At 38.5% G+C, this 17,008-nt stretch carries 12 protein-coding genes and 1 pseudogene; 8 read left to right on the forward strand and 5 right to left on the reverse strand.

Annotation, left to right across the window (positions count from 1 at the left end):
• Window positions 1–8: 8 nt before the first annotated feature.
• Window positions 9–685 (reverse strand): annotated as a pseudogene (locus CZ382_RS18665) (IS4 family transposase); the annotation flags it as partial.
• A 441-nt stretch (window positions 686–1,126) separates the two neighbouring features.
• On the opposite strand from CZ382_RS18665, the gene CZ382_RS18670 reads away from it, so the two are divergent.
• Both CZ382_RS18670 and CZ382_RS18675 read left to right on the forward strand, forming a co-directional pair.
• Window positions 1,127–1,306, forward strand: coding sequence for a DNA/RNA non-specific endonuclease (locus CZ382_RS18670; protein ID WP_200809547.1), 180 nt, complete (start codon window positions 1,127–1,129; stop codon window positions 1,304–1,306).
• Window positions 1,306–1,797: an immunity protein YezG family protein gene (locus CZ382_RS18675; RefSeq protein WP_088052669.1), complete on the forward strand. Its 492-nt coding sequence runs from the start codon at window positions 1,306–1,308 to the stop codon at window positions 1,795–1,797. Before CZ382_RS18670 ends, CZ382_RS18675 begins: the two co-directional genes overlap by 1 nt.
• Window positions 1,798–2,338: 541 nt before the next feature.
• Here CZ382_RS18675 and CZ382_RS18680 read toward each other — a convergent pair.
• Complete coding sequence (locus CZ382_RS18680; protein ID WP_088052670.1) at window positions 2,339–3,232, reverse strand: LysR family transcriptional regulator; 894 nt, start codon at window positions 3,230–3,232, stop codon at window positions 2,339–2,341.
• Between the two features lie 122 nt (window positions 3,233–3,354).
• Here CZ382_RS18680 and CZ382_RS18685 point away from each other — a divergent pair, with 122 nt between their 5' ends.
• Window positions 3,355–4,374 carry an alpha/beta fold hydrolase gene (locus CZ382_RS18685; protein ID WP_088052671.1) on the forward strand — a complete coding sequence of 340 codons (1,020 nt, stop codon included), beginning with the start codon at window positions 3,355–3,357 and terminating at the stop codon, window positions 4,372–4,374.
• Between the two features lie 322 nt (window positions 4,375–4,696).
• Here the strand turns inward: CZ382_RS18685 and CZ382_RS24910 are convergent, their stop codons facing one another.
• From CZ382_RS24910 to CZ382_RS18700, 3 genes are all read right to left on the reverse strand, one after another.
• The gene (locus tag CZ382_RS24910) at window positions 4,697–7,084 is read right to left on the reverse strand and encodes a M28 family peptidase (RefSeq protein WP_407701309.1); all 2,388 of its coding nucleotides are present in this window, start codon (window positions 7,082–7,084) and stop codon (window positions 4,697–4,699) included.
• Between the two features lie 81 nt (window positions 7,085–7,165).
• Window positions 7,166–8,761 (reverse strand): M4 family metallopeptidase, encoded by a 1,596-nt coding sequence (locus CZ382_RS18695; RefSeq protein ID WP_327366163.1) that lies wholly within the window; start codon window positions 8,759–8,761, stop codon window positions 7,166–7,168.
• 65 nt (window positions 8,762–8,826) lie between these two features.
• On the reverse strand, window positions 8,827–9,417 hold the full coding sequence (locus CZ382_RS18700) for a CalY family protein (protein WP_088052673.1): 591 nt from the start codon (window positions 9,415–9,417) through the stop codon (window positions 8,827–8,829).
• Between the two features lie 868 nt (window positions 9,418–10,285).
• On the opposite strand from CZ382_RS18700, the gene CZ382_RS18705 reads away from it, so the two are divergent.
• From CZ382_RS18705 to CZ382_RS18725, 5 genes are all read left to right on the forward strand, one after another.
• Window positions 10,286–11,857, forward strand: a complete 1,572-nt coding sequence (locus CZ382_RS18705; protein ID WP_088052674.1) for a response regulator transcription factor — start codon at window positions 10,286–10,288, stop codon at window positions 11,855–11,857.
• Window positions 11,857–13,611, forward strand: a complete 1,755-nt coding sequence (locus CZ382_RS18710; RefSeq protein WP_088052675.1) for a sensor histidine kinase — start codon at window positions 11,857–11,859, stop codon at window positions 13,609–13,611. The genes CZ382_RS18705 and CZ382_RS18710 overlap by 1 nt, the downstream gene beginning before the upstream one ends.
• A gap of 230 nt (window positions 13,612–13,841) precedes the next feature.
• The gene (locus tag CZ382_RS18715) at window positions 13,842–15,131 is read left to right on the forward strand and encodes an ABC transporter substrate-binding protein (RefSeq protein ID WP_088052676.1); all 1,290 of its coding nucleotides are present in this window, start codon (window positions 13,842–13,844) and stop codon (window positions 15,129–15,131) included.
• 179 nt (window positions 15,132–15,310) lie between these two features.
• Window positions 15,311–16,168: a carbohydrate ABC transporter permease gene (locus CZ382_RS18720; protein WP_407701333.1), complete on the forward strand. Its 858-nt coding sequence runs from the start codon at window positions 15,311–15,313 to the stop codon at window positions 16,166–16,168.
• Entirely contained in the window at window positions 16,155–16,979 is an 825-nt protein-coding gene (locus CZ382_RS18725; protein ID WP_088052678.1) for a carbohydrate ABC transporter permease, read from the forward strand. Before CZ382_RS18720 ends, CZ382_RS18725 begins: the two co-directional genes overlap by 14 nt.
• The last annotated feature ends 29 nt before the right edge of the window (window positions 16,980–17,008 follow it).

Below are 17,008 nucleotides of genomic sequence, written 5' to 3' on the forward strand. Positions count from 1 at the left end.
CAGTGGTTTTCGGTGAACCATGTATCCATCAACACATAAGAGGCATCAATTCCGGCGTTCATGGCACGCTTAAGCATATCTGGGATTTGCTCCGGTGCTGCCTGTAACGCTTCCAGACGACGTTTGTATCCCGAGGTACGTTTGTCAATTGTTTCGGACATACCGTTTATTTGGCTCTTTTTCGAACTCAGCAAAGAAAAATCTATCGGCATGAAAGTTGCACCATCTGACCAACCAAGGGTAAGCATACGAAACCCTTTATAAAAACGCATTTTTTGTGATGCATGATCAAAGCAACGAGCCAAAAGTTCGACATGTTTACTTCGATTCCGGTCATATGATGAATCATCTAAAATAAGTACTTTTGGGCGGTTATGATGCGTAAGTTTTGACACCTTTGCAATGTATAAGCAGCTAGTGAAAGCAGAAAACGTCGCCAGTTGAACGTGGGTTGATTCAAAAAACGATAAACGGTATCTTTGGCCGGAACATCCGAAGATTTCTTGCTTTCAAGCATGCGAAACCAGTTTTTGTTTTCAAAGATTAAACAAAAGATCAACTTGAAAATATAGGCACAAGAAAATCCAAAAGACTTTGTAATAAAGTGTGTTAACACGTTCAATTCTTTAAAAGTTAGTTTAATTTCGTTTGGCAGTTGCTTGTTTTGGTCGTTTTCCGCTATCATAGTAGGAGCACCTCTTCTATTTTGGTAGTGATTCTCGTCAAATCAACTATACCAAATGTTGAGGTGTTTTTTCATGTTTAAACGTAATGTCAAGGATCATATTTCAACGACTACAAGCACTTGCATGTCTTGAACTAACTATGTTTTTGACGGTGCGAAAGTTGAGTTAATTAAATTATCGTTTTCGATCTCAAGAGTTATTAAAAGTTTGTTAGTTTACGTAAAATTCATTGTGGATAGAAAGTCTACTTTATAACATTGACCATTTTCAAAAAGCACTTGATTGTCTATAAGGCACATGTGCTTTTGTGATTAAAGGGTGTGTTTTAACTAATGAAATGCCTAATTTTTTATAGTACAGCAATTCAATGGACCAGCAGATATTGATAATCTTGTACCACAAAATAGCCAGAAAATAGACAAGGTGGTAAGTGGTATGAAATGGAGACAGAATGGGCAAGTGCCTTGAAGGAAATCCCACCAAGGAAAGTTACAGTTAATATTGAGCCTAAGTATATTGGGAATTCTATAAGGCCGGACAAATTTAAAGTAACATATCAAATTGAGGGTGAATTACCAGTAACGAAAAGAATTGCAAATAAGGCTGGAGGTCGATGTTAATGGCATTTGAAACAGAATTAAATAAGATGTATCAAAAGATAGCACAAACAATAAGCGATGCAATTCCTGTAGATTGGAAAGAATTCTATTTTCAAGGGGAAATTAAAGCTGGAGAGGGAGGAGTCTTTTTTTTCTTCAATACTTTTGAAAGTGATGAATATAAATATTGTTATTATATTCCAGATATTTATAATGTAGACAGAAGTGTTTATAATGAGTATGAAGATCAAATATTCGATCTGACAGTTGAATTGCAAGAAATTTTTATAAAAAATGATCAGGAGCAGTGGTTCTCTGTAACTTTAATAGTTGATGAAGAACGGAAGCTAAAAGTTCATTATGATTATATAAATTGGTCAAAAACTGAATTTGGACCTACTGCAAGGTTAAATTATTTTCAATACAAATATTTAAATAAACTACCGAATGATCAAAAGGAAAAAGAAATATTTGAGAAAATGAATGAATACGAGCAAAATAAACATTCGTAAAAATTGATGGGGTTATAGAAAATAGGCTTTAATAAAGGAATTATTTACTTAAAATTGGTGAAATCAATGAGTTGACACTTTAAGAAGGCATAATTAGTGGATTTTAACTACTATTTATGCCTTTTTCTATTCATATAAAAGATTCCATGTGCGTATCTAAGTCTGTCCCGTAATCATTTAGATGTTGGGTGTTTTGCCCAACCTCCCCACCGAAAAGGTCCATTTAAGAGTATATCGACATCATTTCAAGAACTTAATCACTAATTACAACATTTTAAATGGTTTTTTATTAAAAATGTTTATTGTAGCCATTCGTTTGGACTTTTCTTCATTTGATGTAGAGTTGAAATAAAGTCTCGAGTTTATAAAAAGATGCGAAGCTTACCCCTTTGGTTATGCTTTGTCTAAAGGGTTCTTGTGGCAAGGGTTTTATAAGGTTATACCACAAACGGGCACTTAGTTTGTGGTATAAGAACGATTATTCGTTCTTGATTCGAAATCGATTAACGGGCAGCAAATCTTGATCCATTCCCCAACTATTTTACTTTAAGGCAAAAACGTTCCGTGTTATTTCTATGAAAGCCTTGATAGCAGGCGAAAGCCATTTATCTTTATGATATAGCATCTGGGTAGCAACCTGAAGATTGGGCATTTCCCACGGGAGAGATACCAGTTCGCCCCGTTCCTGCTCGGCTTTTACTGCTATTTCGGGCAGGAAGGCAATGCCAATACCAGCAATTGCACACTGTTTAATCGCTTCCGCGCTCGTAAATTCCAAGTTAGTAATACCTTCATGAACCCCCTGTTGCTCTAATGATCGATCAAAGAGTGTGCGATAGGTACACCCTTTCTCTGTAAGCAAAAACGATTCCCCTTGGAAATCTTCAGGACGAAGGTTTGTCCGTTTTGCGAGTGGGTGGTCTGGCGCAACGAGAAGGAGAAAGGGTTCTTCAATTAAAGGTTCAATAATAAAATTAGTTGATCTAGCTGGCTCCTCCAACATAAAAACAATGTCCGTTCTTCCTTCATAAAGACTCTGTTTAAGGTGTTGGTTAGCAAAAGGGCGAAAGATCAGCCGCATGCCAGGGTAACGAGAACGAAAAGACCGAAAAACGGCAGGTAGGCGGTAAGAACAAAGGACTTCATTGGCACTAATAGTGAGGGTACCCGTTAACTCTTCATTTTCTTTCATGGCTAAATGTGCTTCATCTAAACTGTTTAACACTTTTTCGGCATGTAATAAGAATCGTTTTCCGGCGTCAGTGAGAACAATTTGCTTCCCTAAACGGTCAATAAGTTGAGTATCCAGTTCTTCCTCTAAGGCTTGTATTTGCATCGTGACATTCGATGGAACATAGTTGAGTGCTTCAGCAGCCCGAGTGAAATTTAGTGTTGAGGCAACCGTTCTGAAGGTAATAAGCTGGCGTATTTCCATAGTGGTTCATCCTTTTGTTCAATTTTTTTGAATGGTGAATTCAATAATGTTTACTTCCATTAACAATAACACCACTTTATAATAAAGACAAAGAAATGAATCAATGAAAGGGGTCAGTTATTATGGATTATGAAATCTTTGAACTTGGGAGTGTTACATTACAATCTGGTGTGACGTTACCTAACGCATTTCTCGCATTTAAGACCTACGGGACATTAAATCAAGACAAAAGTAATGTAGTTGTTTATCCTACTGCATTTGGAGATACACATAAAAACAACGAGTGGTTAATTGGTAATGGAAAGGCACTAGATCCTGAAAAATACTTTATCATCGTACCAAATCTGCTGGGCAACGGATTATCTTCGTCTCCCAGTAACACGCCTCCCCCATTCGACAGGGCTAATTTTCCACAGGTAACCATCTATGACAACGTTAAATTGCAGCATCGGCTGATGACTGAAAAATTCGGCATTCAAAAGATCGCTCTCGTAGTTGGATGGTCAATGGGAGGCATTCAATCATTCCAATGGGGGGCAAGTTATCCAGACATGGTGGAACGAATTGCACCTTTCGCCGGAGCTGCCAAGACCTGGCCCCAAACGTTTGTGGTCCTGGACGGAATGAAAGCTGCGCTCATGGCTGCAGTTGGTTTCGATTCAAGTAAACTAAACCAGTTGACTTCTGCAGACATGCGCGCCGTTGGCCATGTCTATGCAGGATGGGGCTTATCGCAGGCGTTTTACAGGGAGGAACTTTATCGCGAGCTAGGATATGAATCATTGGCAGATTTTGTGGCTGGCGTCTGGGAGGATAGCTTTATGAAGATGGATCCGCACAATGTCCTAGCTATGTTATGGACAGGCCAATTTACAGATATTAGTGCAAACCCCGTCTATAAAGGAGATTTCGATGAGGCGCTCAAAAGCATTAAAGCGCTTGCCTGCATCATGCCAGGGTCCACGGATCTCTTCTGCACAGCGGACGAAAACGAATATGAGGCTAAGCTTATACCTAATGCTGTTTTTAATCCTATCGAGTCGATCTGGGGTCATTTTGCCGGTCGCGGGATCAACAGTGCCGATAATACATTTATTGATGACAACCTAAAACGCCTGTTGGCGATTAGTACGAACGGATAGATCATCATTAGCATTGGAGTGTTCTTTCAGGCATAGCAAGTTTTAAATAAAGTCGTACCGTTTGTAAAAAAGATGTACCATTTAAAACTTAAAAAGATTAAACTAATAAGAGGTTATTATGTTCAGTATATGAGCATATATCCTCTTTTTTCAATTAATTGATGATAGATACTGGAGGAGAAATATATGAGAGTATTGAGAGATAATGGGCTGCGATTAAGACTTTTACAACTACTAGTTAATAAGTTGAAGAAGAACTGATTTATTCTTATTTTTTACATTCCCTGTGATTATATATCTATCACAGGGAATGCCCATAAAACTACGACGCTTTCTCTAGCAAATCCTCTTGGCTGTTATCATTGGAAGCTGGCTGACTAGCGAGATCCGATACAGCGGAGTGAATCAAGTCGCCTACCACTTGAATTTTTTCCGGACTGACATGCTCTATTGTGTCTTGAGGAGAATGATAATATGGTTCAAAATTACCTGTTCCTGGTTCTCTCCAGATAAACAGCGCAGAATCTATTCCCGCTTCATAAAACGGCACATGATCAGATCTCCCAAATGGATAAAGGAATAGCTTATCATCATCTAGACCTAATTTTTCAGCAGCTGCTTTTGAGGATTCCCATACTTGATTAGGTTCCCCGTCAACAGGGCTAATATAAAGCTGAGAAGCTGGTTCCCAATCCGTTCCAACCATATCCAAATTGAAATTTGCGACACTGCGATCTTTTTCAGCCTGAGACAACTGGCTGACATAATACCTTGAACCAACCAGACCAATTTCTTCAGCACCAAAGGCAACAAACCTGATCTCTTTGTTAGTAGGTACATCCTTCATAACTCTGGCTAATTCGAGTAAAGTAGAGGTGCCGGAACCATTATCATTTGCCCCTGGTGAACCTGGAACACTATCGTAATGTGCTGTAACATAGACGATTTCGGTGTTTTCTGCGTCTTTAGGTTTTTTTACTGCGATAACGTTTTGTGATTCTTGATCACCGCGAATTGCAAATGCTTGTGTGGAGACGTCATATCCGAGACTTGCAAATTCATCTTTGATATACGTCGCAGCCTGTTCTTCTGCATCGGTACCCGTTACTCTTGGGCCTATATCTTCACTTAAGTAACTGAGGTGATCCATTGCGTTATTAGAATCGAAAGCAGCAACTTCCCACTTGTTAATCAAATAGTCAGCGTAAGTCTTGAGCGCATTATATGCAGGTTCAGCTATTAAATCATTATCCTTCTGATGATCCAGCAACATATTAAAACTGTTCATGTGTTTGACAACTTTGTCGGCTGCTTCCTTCTTCTCGAAACGATCCACAGCGGTTAGATGCATTAACAGGGTTCGGACATCGCTGTCATTGGTGAATGCATTTTCATCTTGGTAATGCTCAACTAATGACTTCATATTGGCTGCCGTACCCACTTCTGAATCGTCATACAAAGCTAGCCCATTCACTTCATTGTATGTTGCCCGCTCATCTAGTAAAAACGGTACAACAGTCATCATTGGCTGGTTCATGGTGATAAATACCCCGTCTCCATCGACCGCTTCGGTTTCCAGCGAGAATAATTCAACGTACTTACTAATTTCAACAGATTGCGCTTCTGTTAATAAATACCCGCTTGGCTGCTTTTCCAGCACAACAGTTGGATCCCAGTTATCAGCACCATCCAAATAAAATGGATTGGATGTATCCGCACCAGCTACGGCCTTACGTTCCGGTGCTCCAGCTACTACTGTTCCTACATCGTCAAATCGTTCGTGGTAAAACCGCAATGCCGACTCGACCGTTTCTAAGTGCATTGCAACCCGAGAGGTTGGTTCTGCCTTCCCAGGAGTTTCGATCAACAACCCTAATCCATGGCGTAAACCGACCATGTTGCGGGCAATCCGTTCATCACCACCGCCAGCACCACCAGGAGAGCCATACAAATCAGTTGTGTACCCTGCCTCCCTAACATCGGGCATCAAGTAATCTTCAACCATTTCCACGTTCAATTCTTGAAGCTGCTCGTCCACGTTAAGATTGCGAGCCCACAGCATTTCTATATCCGGATCCCCGGTATCTCTAGGGCGTTCATGTGCATCAATCGTGATATCCGGGTGGAACTTATTTTGTACCTTGGCGATTGCTTGTATCTCCGGCTGTTCTAAATTAAGGTGATCACGATTAATGTCAACCCCCGCAGCATTTTGGCGAGTATTTGCCACCCGCCCATCCGGATTCGCCGTTGGAACAAACAATACTGTCGCGTCCTCAAGCTGTTCCAATAATTCAGGATCATCCGTGAATGCTAAGTTCCGTAACAACTTCAAGGCCATCTCCCGGCCAGCGGGCTCGTTACCATGCTGTGAGCCGATAATCAATATATTACGGCCATCAGCAATTTCCTCATCGGAAGGCGGCTCTGGAAACCCAACTCTAACCAAATGCAACGGTCTGCCTTCAACGGTCTCACCTATTTGAGAATAACTAACTCTCTCAGACATTTCCGCTACTTCCTCTAAAAATGCCAATTCCTCTTCATGAGTCGTCCATTGTTCCCCATTGCTATCCTCAAATCCTGTTGTCGGCGGCTCTAAATTGCTATTGTTACTTGGTTTTGCCAGGGTTGTTAACGGGCCGGTGGTCATCAACATCAACAAAATGGTGAACAGGGCAACATACTTTTTCAAAATCTTTTTTCGCATAAATATCCTCCTAACGTTATGAATCTAGTTTGAATTAACCGAGCAGGTGAGGGGGGAAAAGGTTTCCCCACTGCCTCTTGATCAATAAACTCCAACAGCATTATAGGCTTGTGTAACAGCTTGTACCTCAGCAGAATTACTTCCATACAAATCTGTTGCTGCTTGAATGGCAGCTTGTCGCATCATGCTGAAGTCCGAATTTCTAGTTAAATAGAATGATAGAGCACGATAATAGATTTGTTCGGTTGCTTCACGCCCCACACCATTTACTGCTATCCCGTAATGTTCTCCGCCTTCTGATACCAAATAGGCAGCTTTGTTGTTGATGCTGCTATTGATATGGACCCCACCGTTATCTAAATTTCCAATATATCGTTTACTCCAGTGATCAGGAGAATAGCCACTTTCCGTTCTTTCATCTACAATAACCGACGGATCTTCCAAGGAACGGAGAGCAATAGAGCCATCTGCCATAATATCCTCCCCAATTAGCCAGTCATCACGATCGACCATTGCCCCAAAAATATCAGCGTATGATTCATTCAAGGCACCAGATTCATTTCGGTAGATTAAGCCTGCAGTATGCTGAACGACCCCATGACTCATTTCATGGGCACCAACATCTAATCCACCAGCAAGCGGATAGAAACGTTCCCCGTCTCCATCTCCATAAGACATTTGCCTGCCATTCCATGATGCATTATTCCAATTCTCCCCGACGTGAACCGCAGAAATTAATTGTTGTCCATTATCATCAACAGAATCCCGTCCAAATGTCTCTTTGAAATAATCATAGGTTTTCTCGGCGTTTACATGAGCATCTACAGCGGCTCCATCTTTGAACATTTTATTGATACTTAATACATCAACATTTGTACCTGTTGTGTTATCATATGTTACTACGCCATCACCGCGGGTCGCATCAAACAGTCTGAATTTCCCTTCATATGCCTGTGCTTCAAATTTTCGTTTATCCCCAAAAACCCCTTTTCCAAATGCCGTTACATCATGGGCAGCATTAAAATGATCAATAACGTTTCCATTTGTCGTATCAATAAAATAATGCCAATACCCAACGGTTGGATTCGTGGTGGAGGCGGTCACAAGATAGGTGGAGTAAAAAGCATCATTATATTCATATATATACCTCTCCACTTGAATATCACCGTCAAACTGTTCTATCGTACCAATTTCAGCAGCCAATTTATTTTTAAAAATAGTAATTGCCTTTTCTTTTGAAACAGTAACATCTGTAGCGATATCTTTGTTACTTAAATCAGGAATAACTTGTCCAAAGTAAGATGTAACGTTGTCGCCTTCATCTAAGGTTACGGTCTGATCAGCCCCATACACGGGAATGCCTTTATATTGTTGATCAAGCCGGTAATGGGAGGTTTTTGTGTCCACATCTGATGCTTCTTCTTTAATCGAAAAAGTCACATCTGTATCGCTCTTTGACAGGCTGAACTTCGGATAATGGTTCTCTATATAGGCAAGAACAATTTCTTCCTTTGTCAATCCTTCAGGTGCTTTCCAATTTTCGATCATGTAGGAAGGAGTATCGTAATCCTCATTCATCTGGATCTTGTATTTTTCCGCATGTGCGGTTGAATCCTGTGTGAATATGCCGATGGAAGTTAATAGTGCTAACGTAGAATAAAGAATTTTTCGGTTGATATGCAATTTCCTCATCCTCCTCGTGATTTCGTTATCGTTAACGTGTCCTGTGTCCCTGTTCAACCTTACTTTTCCAGGCCAGCTGACTGTGTAGCATTAAAGGTCCACTCTAATTGAAGTCCATCTCCTTGAAATATGTTTTGGTCTTCGGCATTATCCGTAAATTCAAATTCCACCCAGAATTCATGTGTCTCATCGGAAGCAAGTCCGCCTTTTTTCTCCCATAAAGGATCCCAGATATCCCGTTTAACAACATCCGGATCCATCTCTTTTAAATCATATAAAGTAGTTTGATAGATTGGTTCGCTTTCTTGATCCCAATTCCATAAAAAGTTAACTTTAATATGTTTGCCGAAATCATCATTATTGTCGCCATTTTTATCTGTGATGGAATAATTCGTATCTAAATAGACATTCTCGATTTTCAGGCTGCCGTCATTGGATAATGCAAATTCACGTAACATAGAATCACCAGGCTTCAGATTATCAATGTCAATAAGAGCTGTTTCGTTAACGGATAATTCTAATGTTCCTGCCGCAAACGTATTATTCGTTGTTTCCTGATCACTAAAATAAGCAAAAGTACCGCCACCAATTAAAGCCAGTCCTAACGTTGCAGAAGCTACACTTAACCCTAATTTTTTCTTCACACTCATTCTGCTTCCTCCTTTAATTTTTTGTCGTCGGGCAGTAACAATTAATGTATTACTACCAGCTCAGGTCGAACAGTCCCGCTTAATCGTTTTTAAATTCACCTCCAATTGAGACGGAAATGGATGCCAGTTTGGTGACTATTAAACGACATTTTTCCGCTTAATTATTAAAATAGTACAGAGTTCTTGCTGGTTCAGTCGCACATTGGATGTTAATGCTATTGTAATCGAGTCATGTTAAAAAAGGTGTCGATCTTTGTCGAAATAATGCATAGTTGACGAAATTGATAAAAAATTACTACTTTTGTGTATTCTTATTCTAGGGAGGAAGTACGTTACTATACGAAGAGAAGGGGGATTAACCTTGCTACAATCATTTTTTTTAGTGGTAGGGCTTTTCGTCTAATTAATAACTTTTTCTGCAATCAATAAAAAAAGACATCCATACACCTAGGTGAAAACTATTTCAAATTTAGTTGAATTGATAGATGGTTCTTTTTAATTACTTTCCTGGCGAGTATGAGGACTTATTAATCAAGGAGTATGAAACGATACACCGAATACTTTTCGAATCTTACTATTCGTAAGCAGATTTTCTCCATAATTATGAGTGTAAGAGGATGTTCAAAAAGTCACCAAATGATATGCGGCGAATCGTATCGCCCGCTTGCTTTTCCGCTCCTCATGTACCTTTTTATGTACACTCCGGTGCTCAAGGCTACGCCGCCTCGACCTTCAAGACCCAATTCGGCGACTTTTTGAACACGTACTATAAATAAATTGATTTTTAGTATGGGTAATTTTATTTCATTAGGAATGGTGATCCAAAAGGATTATAATAATGTAAACGGTTAATTCGAGGGGGATCGAATTGAAATCCAGAGAACTTTGCAGAGCGATTATCGTCGATGATGAATTGTTAATCAGACAGGGTATTAAACATTATATTGACTGGGAGGCAGAAGGCTTTCAAATTGCAGGGGAAGCGTCCAATGGGCAGGAAGCGCTTGAACTAATAGAGGTAACGAATCCCCATATTATTCTTACGGATATTGTTATGCCAATTATGGACGGTGAAGAATTAACGAGTATAGTAAAATCGAAGTACCCTCATATTGAAATCATTATACTTAGTAGTTTTGACGAATTTGATTATGTACGGTCTGCCTTTCAAAGTGGTGTTATAGACTATATTTTAAAACCAAACCTTAATGCCGATGACTTACTACAAGTACTGAAAAAAGCGGCTAATAGAATACCGTCCTTTTCATTTAGTGGCCAAGTGTTCGATACAAATATTTCCCTTGAACATGTTATCGATAAACTAATTTCCGGTTATGAAGATGACTATGATGAAAGTGTTCCAGCAAAAATTTTCCCTCATGATAATTACTATTTATTAGGACTTGATCTCGGAAATCACCCCTTGAAAAGGGAAAATGATTTTCTTCAAACCATGAAGGAAAGGTTCTCGATGCTTATTAACGCACAAATTGGTAATGCAGCATATCATCCTTTTAACGTTGAACAGGACATTATCTTATTTATTATTAACACAGAAGTGAAACAAAGGGCCGACATAATGAAAATGGCTAACATAATGGTAGAATCTGATCCTGGCGTTAGCATTGTGCTTACCAAGGAATTCAGCAACTTTTCCGAAGTAGGATACCAGTATAAAGAAAATATCGTAAAACTATTGCAATATAGATTTTATTTTCCGGATCAGTCTGTACTGTTAGCAGACGACCTTCCTAATGAAGCAGCAAATTACGAATCCTTCAATCTGGATAAGTTTACCGATGATTTTACACATGAGCGGTTTGAAACGGCAATAAAAGATTTAAAAGACCATGCAAAGATGCTAAGCAGTTGTTATACAATGGAAATTGTTGAATTTAAATATTTCTTTGAGAATATCATTTTTAACATTATCATTCTTTTAGGGAATATGAAGTATGATGTAAAAGTATTGGAAGCAAAAAAATATTCCTATTTTCAATCCATTGACGAAGCAATATGTGCTGCAGAGGTAATGGAACAGTTAAATCTGTTTATTAAAGACGTATGCAACTCTATTGCTTTACGGTCCAATGCTCCTATTGGAAATTCAAACATGAAGAAGCTTTTACAATATATTCAGGAACATTATGCAGAAGCCCTTACCCTTACAAGTGTTGCGAACCATTTTCACTTTAGTCCTTCCTATCTCTCAAGCTACTTTAGAGCCAATAATAAGGAAGGATTTATTGAATATTTAAATAGGATCCGTATTGAAGAAGCGACCAAACTTCTTGAACAGAACACGTCAACCATATCAGAAATAAGTGCAATGGTTGGTTATTCCGATCATAGTTATTTTTGCAAGGTTTTTAAAAAGATAATCGGAGTGTCTCCTAGTAAATATCGAAAAAAATCAATTAAAGTAAAGACGGGATTATAATGAAATTCCTGCAACAGCATTTAAAACATAATAGCATCTTTATTATCATGTTCCTCATCACCGTTATAAGCATTGTTAGTGTTACTATCATTATTACATGGGCAACTATTCGTATGTCAGAGCGATTTTTTATCGATAAGTTTAGTATTACAAATGCAAAGGTAGTGAATCAGGTAAAGGATAGCTTTGAATCATTTAATTATTCAATTGTACTCGCTTCCAATGGGCTCCTGCAGAGTGGCACGCTCAGATCAATTTTCTTTAAGGACCAAACCGATTTAGACAAAATGAAATCCTATTACATGTTAAGCCAAATCATGAAACGTGCAAAATCGAACCTGGATGCTTATGAAGTAGGGATTATGGTTACTGGTATAAACGGGATTAGTTATGCAACTGATCGCAGCTATTGGCCAGGCTACGATGTAAAGATGCAGGAAAATCAAATTTATAACCCTAGTAATAGGGATTCTATGAAGATAAACTATAACTATGATAATTCAACAGGTAGCGATACGTATGTTGTCGCCTCTAAACTGATGAAAGAACGTATTTCTGGGATCAATTATGGTATGATGTATTTTGCCATAAAAGAAAATGAATTTCGCAAGTTTTACTCAAACTATACAAATGAAGGTAATGATATTTTTGTTTTAGATACATCAGGGGTTATCGTATCTAGTAATCGTGATGATCACATTGGGAAAACGCAAATGAATTTCTTAGACTATACGGAGCAAATCGAGAATAGCTCTAAAAACTACGTGATTGGTAATTTTATGGGAAAGGAAAAGATTTTCCTTTCCGAATATCTGCCTTCTTTTGATATGCATTTGGTAAATGTAATTGATAAAGACATGGCAATTGGCGGGTTAATAGATAAGAAGACACTTGCTTACATCTTATTGAGTATCATTGTTGCTGCTTTAGTTATTGTCTTCACGGTATCTCGAGGACTTACGAATTCGTTGTCAAGATTAGTTAAGCAAATCTCGAACGTAGCCAAACATGATTTTAACCAATATGTGTCGGTAAAGGGAACGTATGAGACAAGGAGAATTGGTAATGCCTTCAACGCTATGCTTGAAGAACTTCATGAATATGTTGATAAACTTTTAGATTACCAAAAGCAAAAACGCAATGCGGAACTTGCTGCCCTGCAGCAGCAAATTAATCCACATTTTTTATATAATACACTTACATCGATAAAATTCATGGTTCAGCAAGGAAGTAAGAAGGCATCAGAGGAAACGATTAATGCTTTTATATCCCTCTTGCAAAATACGATTGGTAATGTGAACGAAACCATTTCAGTTAAACAGGAAGTCGATAATTTAAAAAATTACGTTTTAATTAATCAAAATCGCTACGGTAATCGGATTAAAGTTAACTATTTTATAGCACCAGATTGTCTGGAATTCCAAATTCCCAAACTGATCTTGCAGCCATTTATTGAAAATGCGTTCTTCCATGGATTTAACCAGAAGCCAAAGGGTTATATCAATGTTCTGGTGTGGAAGGAAGAAAAGGATTTGGTATGTGAGGTCTTCGATAATGGAGACGGAATGGACTTGCCTGATGATTGCCAGCTGCCGGATAAAAAACGCAAACAAGAGCGTTTCACCGGGATTGGTGTTCGTAACGTACATGAACGTATCCAATTGATTTACGGGGAATCTTACGGTGTTGAAATAACAAGTGAATTAGGTGAAGGGACAAAAGTACGGATCAAAATCCCGATTAGCCTTGATTGACAAGGGCTTCACCCTATTAGAGGGTGGGGCCTTTGTTATACATATGGATGTTAAAATATTCATAAATCTAAAGATAGTACAAATCCCTCATCTCGAAAGCGAATTCAGCTAATAAAAATAAACCAAGAATAGAAAAATATTGTCCTAACGAATATGTCGGGATTCATGCTACCATGAAATAGCAATGTAAAACGCTTACATTAAAACAATAATTTTAGGGGGCTATATCGTTGAAGAAAGTACTTTCATTGTTCTTATTCAGTATTTTATTGTTAACTGCATGTTCTTCTGGCTCAGATGATAACGATCAAGCGGAAGCATCAAAAGATACAAACGAAATAACAGTCTGGGCATGGGATCCAAATTTCAATATTAAAGCAATGGAAATGGCTAAAGAGGCTTATGAAGCAGAAAATGAGGATGTCAACATAAATATAATTGAGAATGCACAGGATGACATTATTCAAAAGCTGAATACCAGTTTGAGCTCAGGCACTACGAAAGGGTTGCCAAACATTGTTTTGATTGAGGATTATCGAGCGCAAAGCTTTTTACAGGCCTATCCAGATGCGTTCCATAAATTAACTGGTTCATTCAATGTGGATGACTTTGCGCCATACAAAATTGCTCCAACCAGTTTAGACAGCGAAAATTATGGGGTGCCATTTGATACAGGAGTAGTTGGTCTGTATGTACGAACAGATTATTTAGAAGAAGCTGGTTACTCCGTAGAAGACCTTAAAGATGCGGATTGGGATAAGTACATTGAAATAGGTAAAGCAATTAAAGACACAACGGGGAAACGAATGTTAACACTTGATCCGAATGATCTTGGACAAATTCGGATGATGATCCAATCGGTAGGTTCATGGTACACGAAAGAAGATGGGGTTACACCGAATATAGCTGGTAACGAAGCGCTTAAGAAAGCATTTGAAGTATATAAAGACCTTCTGGATGCAGATATTGTGAAGCCTGTTTCCGACTGGAGTCAGTTCTTAGCCGGATTCAACAGTGGAGATGTTGCTTCTGTTCCAACGGGAAATTGGATTACCCCTTCTATAAAGGCGGAAGCATCACAGTCCGGAAAGTGGGCGGTTGTACCATTTCCTAAACTTCCAGATGTTGAAGGTTCAGTTGCTGCAACAAACTTGGGTGGAAGTTCCTGGTATGTGCTTGATATTCCAGGAAAAGATAAAGCTGTTAATTTCCTAACGGATACATTTGGGTCGAATGTAGACTTTTATCAGGATTTGGTAACGGAGATTGGGGCAATTGGTACTTATGCTCCTGCTGCTAAGGGTGAAGCATATAAGACTGAAGATGAATACTTTGGCGGGCAAAAAATTATAGCAGATTTCTCTGAGTGGACGGAACAAATTCCGCAGGTAAACTATGGTATGCATACATACGCCATTGAGGATATTATGGTTGTGGCAATGCAAGATTATCTGAATGGGAAGGACTTGGATAAAGTGCTGGAAGATGCTCAAAAAGAAGCGGAGGCTCAACTTCAATAGATATGTTAAAGCCTCGGTAACTTGTGAACTCTCCTTTTGGATAAAGGAGTTTTAAACGAGTAATACCGGGGTCTTTTTGTACCACACCGGATAAGGAGTCGAAATCTATGAAAGCACACGAGAACAATGCGATAAATCAATTAGGAAATCAAAACGTGGGATTACGTGTAAAAAATACAATGATTGGCTGGTCGTTTATTATCATTGCTGCATTTATGATTTGTTTGTTCTATTTTTACCCAATGATCCAGGCTTTTATTCTTTCATTTAAAAGTGGTTCAGGAAATAACCTGGAATTTTCCGGTTTTGATAATTATATACGTCTTTTTCAGGACCCAACTTTTTGGTCATCTGTAACAAACACGTTATTATATCTCGTTATTCAAGTGCCTGTGATGATTATACTGGCACTGTTATTATCTGTATTGTTGAATGATAAATCGCTTAAGTTTAGAGGATTTTTCCGAACTGCCATATTCCTACCGTGCGTTACGTCACTTGTAGCATATTCGGTGATTTTTAAATATTTATTTAGTCTGGATGGCATTCTCAACAAACTGCTGTTGAATTTATCAATTATATCAGAACCAATTCAATGGCTTGCAGATCCCTTTTGGGCAAAAGTAACGATCATTATCGCGATTACGTGGCGGTGGACAGGGTATAACATGATTTTCTACCTTTCATCCCTGCAAAATGTTGATAAATCAATATATGAAGCGGCTAAAATAGATGGAGCATCGTCCTTTCAACAATTCTTTAAAATAACGATTCCAATGTTAAAACCAATTATTTTATTTACATCGGTCATGTCTACGATTGGTACGATTCAGTTGTTTGACGAAGTAATGAATATTACACAGGGTGGGCCTGGAAACGCTACTCTTACCATTTCACAGTATATTTATAATTTGTCATTCAAATATACACCAGATTTTGGCTATGCAGCGACTGTTTCCTATGCAATTGTTATTTTAATCGTTTTCTTTTCCATTATTCAGTTTAAAGTGGCAGGTGACAAAAATGAGCGGCCTTAAACGTGTTTTTACGTATCTATTCTTAATTATTGCAACAATTGTATCGATCTTTCCATTTTTATGGATGATTGTAAGTGCGACAAATAAATCTGTAGATGTAACCAAAGGTAGATTATTGCCGGGTAGTCACCTTTTTGATAACGTTTCAAAGCTTCTGGATTCGGTCGATATTGTACCGGCATTAATGAATTCAGCAAAAATTTCTATTGCAACCACCATTTTTTCGCTATTAATTGCGTCCTTGGCCGGTTATGGATTTGAAATCTTTAGAAGCAAGTCAAAAGATGTTGTTTTTAATATTTTGTTGCTTTCAATGATGATTCCTTTTGCAGCATTGATGGTACCATTGTTTCGGATGTTTGGAACCATTTCGCAAGAGGTACCTTATATCGGGATTGATACATTGGCTGCTGCAGCGTTACCAACCATTACAACGGCGTTTCTCATTTTCTTCTTCCGGCAAAGTACCAAAATGTTTTCAAGAGATATCCTGGAAGCTGGCCGAATGGATGGATTAAGCGAATTAGGGGTTTTCTTCAGAATCTATGTACCAACAATGAAAACAACCTATGCAGCTGCGGCGATTATTACCTTTATGAATAGCTGGAATAATTATTTATGGCCGTTAGTCGTACTGCAATCGCCGGAGAAGCAGACAATTCCATTGCTCATCTCTACGCTTGGTTCGAGCTATGCCCCCGACTATGGAGTGATTATGACTGTAATTGTTATTGCAACATTACCTGTTACACTTATTTTCTTTATTATGCAACGGCATTTTGTTGCCGGAATGATGGGTTCCATAAAATAATTTTTACCGACTAGTTTAAAAAGGAGAGG

Origin of the sequence: Virgibacillus dakarensis, from assembly GCF_900155625.1 — a bacterium.
In the GTDB taxonomy this organism is placed as follows: domain Bacteria; phylum Bacillota; class Bacilli; order Bacillales; family Amphibacillaceae; genus Lentibacillus_C; species Lentibacillus_C populi.